Source organism: Shigella sp. SIG6 (assembly GCF_053555815.1).
Map to the genome: position 1 here is coordinate 1 of NZ_JBQZXC010000166.1, position 6,255 is coordinate 6,255.

Sequence of the window (6,255 nt, forward strand, 5' to 3'; positions counted from 1 at the left end):
CTTTTAGGGGTCATTGATCCTGAACAGGCTGAAAACCAGATCAAGGAGGTCGAAGCAACGCTGATGGAGCTACGCGCGCAGCGGCAGCAGGCGGAAGCGGAGCTGAAACTGGCGCGGGTGACGTATTCCCGTCAGCAACGTCTGGCACAAACGCAAGCGGTTTCACTGCAGGATCTCGATACCGCCGCGACGGAGATGGCTGTGAAACAGGCGCAAATTGGCACCATTGACGCGCAAATCAAGCGCAATCAGGCCTCTCTCGATACGGCTAAAACCAATCTCGATTACACCCGTATCGTTGCCCCGATGGCCGGGGAAGTGACGCAAATCACCACTCTGCAAGGCCAGACGGTGATTGCCGCACAGCAAGCACCGAACATTCTGACGCTGGCAGATATGAGCACTATGCTGGTAAAAGCGCAGGTTTCTGAAGCGGATGTAATCCACCTGAAGCCGGGGCAAAAAGCCTGGTTTACGGTGCTTGGCGATCCACTGACGCGCTACGAGGGGCAAATCAAGGATGTGCTACCGACGCCGGAAAAGGTAAACGACGCTATTTTCTATTATGCCCGTTTTGAAGTACCCAACCCCAATGGTTTGCTGCGGCTGGATATGACCGCGCAAGTGCATATTCAGCTCACCGATGTGAAAAATGTGTTGACGATCCCTCTGTCGGCGTTAGGCGATCCGGTTGGCGATAATCGTTATAAAGTCAAATTGTTGCGTAATGATGAAACACGCGAGCGTGAAGTGACGATTGGCGCACGTAACGATACCGATGTTGAGATTGTCAAAGGGCTGGAAGCGGGCGATGAAGTGGTGATTGGTGAGGCCAAACCAGGAGCTGCACAATGACGCCTTTGCTCGAATTAAAGGATATTCGTCGCAGCTATCCTGCCGGTGATGAGCAGGTTGAGGTGCTGAAGGGCATCAGCCTCAATATTTATGCGGGTGAGATGGTCGCGATTGTTGGCGCTTCGGGTTCCGGTAAATCGACCCTGATGAATATTCTCGGCTGCCTGGATAAGGCCACCAGCGGCACCTATCGCGTAGCCGGTCAGGATATTGCCACGCTGGACGCCGATGCGCTGGCGCAACTGCGCCGCGAGCATTTCGGCTTTATTTTCCAGCGTTACCATTTGCTTTCGCATTTAACCGCCGAGCAGAACGTTGAAGTACCCGCCGTCTATGCCGGTCTTGAGCGGAAACAGCGACTGCTTCGTGCCCAGGAGTTGCTGCAACGGCTGGGGCTGGAAGACCGTACAGAGTATTATCCGGCACAGCTTTCGGGTGGTCAGCAACAGCGCGTCAGCATCGCGCGGGCATTGATGAACGGCGGTCAGGTAATTCTTGCCGATGAACCGACCGGCGCACTGGACAGCCATTCTGGCGAAGAGGTGATGGCGATCCTGCATCAGCTGCGCGATCGCGGGCATACGGTGATTATCGTCACCCACGATCCGCAGGTCGCTGCTCAGGCCGAGCGGGTGATCGAAATTCGCGACGGCGAAATTGTGCGCAATCCTCCCGCCATTGAAAAAGTGAATGTTGCTGGCGGGACGGAGCCTGTTGTCAATACAGTGTCTGGCTGGCGGCAGTTTGTCAGCGGTTTTAACGAGGCGCTGACGATGGCATGGCGGGCGCTGGCAGCGAATAAAATGCGTACTTTACTGACCATGCTGGGGATTATTATCGGTATTGCGTCGGTGGTTTCCATTGTCGTGGTGGGTGACGCCGCCAAACAAATGGTGCTGGCGGATATTCGTTCTATTGGTACGAATACTATTGATGTCTATCCCGGGAAAGATTTTGGCGATGACGATCCGCAATATCAGCAGGCGCTGAAGTACGACGACTTAATCGCCATCCAAAAACAACCGTGGGTCGCCTCAGCCACACCTGCCGTCTCGCAAAACCTGCGCCTGCGTTATAACAATGTTGATGTTGCTGCCAGTGCCAATGGCGTGAGCGGCGATTATTTTAATGTCTATGGCATGACCTTCAGTGAAGGAAACACCTTTAATCAGGAGCAGCTGAACGGTCGTGCGCAGGTCGTGGTTCTCGACAGTAATACTCGCCGCCAGCTTTTCCCCCATAAAGCAGATGTGGTTGGCGAGGTGATTCTGGTCGGCAATATGCCCGCCAGAGTCATTGGTGTGGCGGAAGAAAAACAGTCGATGTTTGGTAGCAGTAAAGTGCTGCGTGTCTGGCTACCTTACAGCACGATGTCCGGGCGAGTTATGGGCCAGTCGTGGCTTAACTCCATTACTGTCAGGGTGAAAGAAGGATTTGACAGCGCCGAGGCGGAACAGCAACTCACGCGTTTACTTTCACTGCGCCACGGTAAGAAGGATTTCTTTACCTGGAACATGGACGGCGTCTTGAAAACTGTTGAAAAGACCACACGTACTTTACAACTGTTTCTGACGCTGGTGGCGGTGATTTCGCTGGTGGTGGGCGGTATTGGTGTAATGAATATTATGCTGGTGTCAGTGACCGAGCGGACGCGGGAAATTGGCATTCGCATGGCTGTAGGTGCGCGAGCAAGCGATGTTTTGCAACAGTTCCTGATCGAAGCCGTACTGGTTTGCCTGGTCGGTGGCGCGTTGGGAATAACACTGTCACTGTTAATTGCTTTCACCTTGCAGCTTTTCTTACCCGGCTGGGAGATTGGTTTTTCACCGTTGGCGCTGCTGTTGGCGTTTCTCTGCTCGACGGCCACCGGGATTTTATTTGGCTGGTTACCCGCACGAAATGCGGCACGACTGGATCCAGTAGATGCTCTGGCACGGGAGTAATTTTTGAGATAAAAATGCCAGCCGATCGGGCTGGCATTTTGCCTTTAGGATGTACACAATGAGACAGAAGAGCTATGCGACTGCCGCTTCTACTTCGACGGGCACAATAACACTGGCGTGATTGCCTTTTGGCCCCTGGTGGACATCAAACTGAACGGATTGTCCAGCTTTTAGCGTTCTGTAACCATCCATCTGAATGGTGGAATAATGAGCGAAAATATCTTCGCCGCCGCCTTCAGGGCAGATGAAACCAAACCCTTTGGCATTGTTGAACCACTTAACAGTACCCTTTTCCATGCTTCGACATCCTTCGCAAATCTTATACAAGTAAGATGGAATAAACCGGGGTCAGAGAGGGGGCTGTTCAAAACCTCGTCAACTCTAGAAATACAATTTAGAGAATTAGGGCGAGCCGTCAAGCATTTGACAGGGGCCAGGGGGCAGGTATGAATCAAAAATTTGAAGCAGTTAACGCTATTGACAGGAATGTGACAGATGTCGCTGATGCCAACGATAGATGATAGTTATCTATCATGTGGAGTAGATTGGTCAGGCAAATAAGCTCTTGTCAGCGGCAGGGCGTTCTGCCGATAACCGTAACCGAAGATGATAACTGACAATGGGTAAAACGAACGACTGGCTGGACTTTGATCAACTGGCGGAAGAAAAAGTTCGCGACGCGCTAAAACCGCCATCTATGTATAAAGTGATATTAGTCAATGATGATTACACTCCGATGGAGTTTGTTATTGACGTGTTACAAAAATTCTTTTCTTATGATGTAGAACGTGCAACGCAATTGATGCTCGCTGTTCACTACCAGGGGAAGGCCATTTGCGGAGTCTTTACCGCCGAGGTTGCAGAAACCAAAGTGGCGATGGTGAACAAGTACGCGAGGGAGAATGAGCATCCATTGCTGTGTACGCTAGAAAAAGCCTGAATGCAGGCATAAAAATTGGGGGAGGTGCCTATGCTCAATCAAGAACTGGAACTCAGTTTAAATATGGCTTTCGCCAGAGCGCGCGAGCACCGTCATGAGTTTATGACCGTCGAGCACTTGTTACTGGCGCTGCTCAGTAACCCATCTGCCCGGGAGGCGCTGGAAGCGTGTTCTGTGGATTTGGTTGCGCTCCGTCAGGAACTGGAAGCCTTTATTGAACAAACCACACCCGTTCTGCCTGCCAGTGAAGAGGAGCGCGACACACAGCCGACGCTGAGTTTTCAGCGTGTACTGCAACGTGCGGTCTTCCATGTCCAGTCCTCCGGTCGCAATGAGGTTACCGGTGCAAACGTTCTGGTCGCTATCTTCAGCGAACAGGAGTCGCAGGCGGCATATCTGTTGCGTAAACATGAAGTCAGCCGTCTCGATGTGGTGAACTTTATCTCTCATGGCACGCGTAAAGACGAGCCGACACAGTCTTCTGATCCTGGCAGCCAGCCAAACAGCGAAGAACAAGCTGGTGGGGAGGAACGTATGGAGAATTTCACGACGAACCTGAACCAGCTTGCGCGTGTGGGCGGAATCGACCCACTAATTGGTCGTGAGAAAGAGCTGGAGCGTGCTATTCAGGTTCTCTGCCGTCGCCGTAAAAACAACCCGCTGCTGGTGGGGGAATCTGGTGTCGGTAAAACCGCGATTGCAGAAGGTCTTGCCTGGCGAATTGTTCAGGGTGATGTGCCGGAAGTGATGGCTGACTGTACGATTTACTCTCTCGATATCGGTTCTCTGTTAGCGGGCACAAAATATCGCGGCGACTTTGAAAAACGTTTTAAAGCGTTGCTCAAGCAGCTGGAGCAGGACACTAACAGCATCCTGTTTATTGATGAGATCCACACCATTATCGGTGCGGGTGCAGCGTCTGGTGGTCAGGTCGATGCGGCTAACCTAATCAAACCGTTGCTCTCCAGCGGTAAAATTCGCGTAATTGGTTCGACAACCTATCAGGAGTTCAGCAACATTTTCGAGAAAGACCGTGCTCTGGCGCGTCGCTTCCAGAAAATTGATATTACTGAACCGTCGATCGAAGAAACTGTTCAAATCATCAATGGCCTGAAACCGAAGTATGAAGCGCACCACGACGTGCGTTATACCGCAAAAGCGGTGCGTGCGGCGGTAGAGCTGGCGGTGAAATACATTAACGATCGTCATCTGCCGGATAAAGCCATTGATGTTATCGACGAAGCGGGCGCTCGCGCACGTCTGATGCCGGTAAGCAAACGCAAGAAAACCGTTAATGTGGCGGATATTGAGTCCGTGGTGGCCCGTATTGCACGCATTCCAGAGAAGAGTGTTTCTCAGAGTGACCGCGATACCCTGAAAAACCTCGGCGATCGCCTGAAAATGCTGGTCTTCGGCCAGGATAAAGCCATTGAGGCGCTGACTGAAGCCATTAAGATGGCGCGTGCAGGTTTAGGTCACGAACATAAACCGGTCGGTTCGTTCCTGTTTGCCGGTCCTACCGGGGTCGGGAAAACAGAGGTGACGGTACAGCTTTCGAAAGCGTTGGGCATTGAGCTTCTGCGCTTTGATATGTCCGAGTATATGGAACGCCATACCGTCAGCCGTCTGATTGGTGCGCCTCCGGGATACGTTGGTTTTGATCAGGGCGGTTTGCTGACCGATGCGGTAATCAAGCATCCACATGCGGTGCTGCTGCTGGACGAAATCGAGAAAGCGCATCCGGACGTGTTCAATATTCTGTTGCAGGTGATGGACAACGGTACGCTGACCGATAACAACGGACGCAAAGCGGACTTCCGTAACGTGGTGCTGGTGATGACCACTAACGCCGGGGTACGGGAAACTGAGCGCAAATCCATTGGTCTTATCCACCAGGATAACAGCACCGATGCGATGGAAGAGATCAAGAAGATCTTTACACCGGAATTCCGTAACCGTCTCGACAACATTATCTGGTTCGATCATCTGTCAACTGACGTGATCCATCAGGTGGTGGATAAATTCATCGTCGAGTTGCAGGTTCAGCTGGATCAGAAAGGTGTTTCTCTGGAAGTGAGCCAGGAAGCGCGTAACTGGCTGGCCGAGAAAGGTTACGACCGGGCAATGGGCGCACGTCCGATGGCGCGTGTCATCCAGGACAACCTGAAAAAACCGCTCGCCAACGAAGTGCTGTTTGGTTCGCTGGTGGACGGCGGTCAGGTGACGGTTGCGCTGGATAAAGAGAAAAATGAGCTGACTTACGGATTCCAGAGTGCACAAAAGCACAAGGCGGAAGCAGCGCATTAATCTGATTGTCAGGTAGGTTGGTGAAGTCCGTAATCTCGTCAGGGGTTACGGACTTTTTATTTATGGGGTGGAACGGTGAAAACCCTATTTTTGGAGGTGAAGGTAAGTTGTTGATAATTAGTGCTGCTGGAAGGTAAGGATAAAAAAGGGTGCTGCAGGAGAATGGGATGGTTTTGCTTTATTAACAACGGGCTAAACGTGTAGTATTTG

At 51.9% G+C, this 6,255-nt stretch carries 6 protein-coding genes; 5 read left to right on the forward strand and 1 reads right to left on the reverse strand.

What is annotated here, in order from left to right; all coding sequences use genetic code 11:
- Both macA and macB read left to right on the forward strand, forming a co-directional pair.
- A partial coding sequence (macA, locus tag ACUU1M_RS18070) for a macrolide transporter subunit MacA (RefSeq protein WP_449144718.1) occupies positions 1 to 855 on the forward strand: 855 nt, incomplete at its 5' end.
- Positions 852 to 2,798: a macrolide ABC transporter ATP-binding protein/permease MacB gene (macB, locus tag ACUU1M_RS18075; RefSeq protein WP_000188162.1), complete on the forward strand. Its 1,947-nt coding sequence runs from the start codon at positions 852 to 854 to the stop codon at positions 2,796 to 2,798. The genes macA and macB, both read left to right, overlap by 4 nt.
- Positions 2,799 to 2,870: 72 nt before the next feature.
- On the opposite strand, the gene cspD is transcribed toward macB, so the two are convergent.
- Positions 2,871 to 3,095 carry a cold shock-like protein CspD gene (gene cspD, locus ACUU1M_RS18080; RefSeq protein ID WP_000410785.1) on the reverse strand — a complete coding sequence of 75 codons (225 nt, stop codon included), beginning with the start codon at positions 3,093 to 3,095 and terminating at the stop codon, positions 2,871 to 2,873.
- A gap of 149 nt (positions 3,096 to 3,244) precedes the next feature.
- Here cspD and yljB point away from each other — a divergent pair, with 149 nt between their 5' ends.
- The 3 genes from yljB to clpA all read left to right on the forward strand — a co-directional run bounded on the left by yljB (position 3,245) and on the right by clpA (position 6,045).
- Complete coding sequence (gene yljB / locus ACUU1M_RS18085) at positions 3,245 to 3,319, forward strand: protein YljB (RefSeq protein WP_001406719.1); 75 nt, start codon at positions 3,245 to 3,247, stop codon at positions 3,317 to 3,319.
- A 98-nt stretch (positions 3,320 to 3,417) separates the two neighbouring features.
- A complete protein-coding gene (gene clpS, locus ACUU1M_RS18090; RefSeq protein WP_000520781.1) occupies positions 3,418 to 3,738 on the forward strand; it encodes an ATP-dependent Clp protease adapter ClpS in 321 nt (106 codons plus the stop codon).
- A gap of 30 nt (positions 3,739 to 3,768) precedes the next feature.
- On the forward strand, positions 3,769 to 6,045 hold the full coding sequence (clpA, locus tag ACUU1M_RS18095; protein ID WP_152029042.1) for an ATP-dependent Clp protease ATP-binding subunit ClpA: 2,277 nt from the start codon (positions 3,769 to 3,771) through the stop codon (positions 6,043 to 6,045).
- Positions 6,046 to 6,255: the final 210 nt, after the last annotated feature.

Excerpts from the sequence above, each read along its gene's own strand:
- macB (WP_000188162.1), top strand. The coding sequence starts at position 852 with ATGACGCCTTTGCTCGAATTAAAGGATATTCGTCGCAGCTATCCTGCC.
- clpS (WP_000520781.1), top strand. The coding sequence starts at position 3,418 with ATGGGTAAAACGAACGACTGGCTGGACTTTGATCAACTGGCGGAAGAA.
- clpA (WP_152029042.1), top strand. The coding sequence starts at position 3,769 with ATGCTCAATCAAGAACTGGAACTCAGTTTAAATATGGCTTTCGCCAGA.
- cspD (WP_000410785.1), bottom strand. The coding sequence starts at position 3,095 with ATGGAAAAGGGTACTGTTAAGTGGTTCAACAATGCCAAAGGGTTTGGT.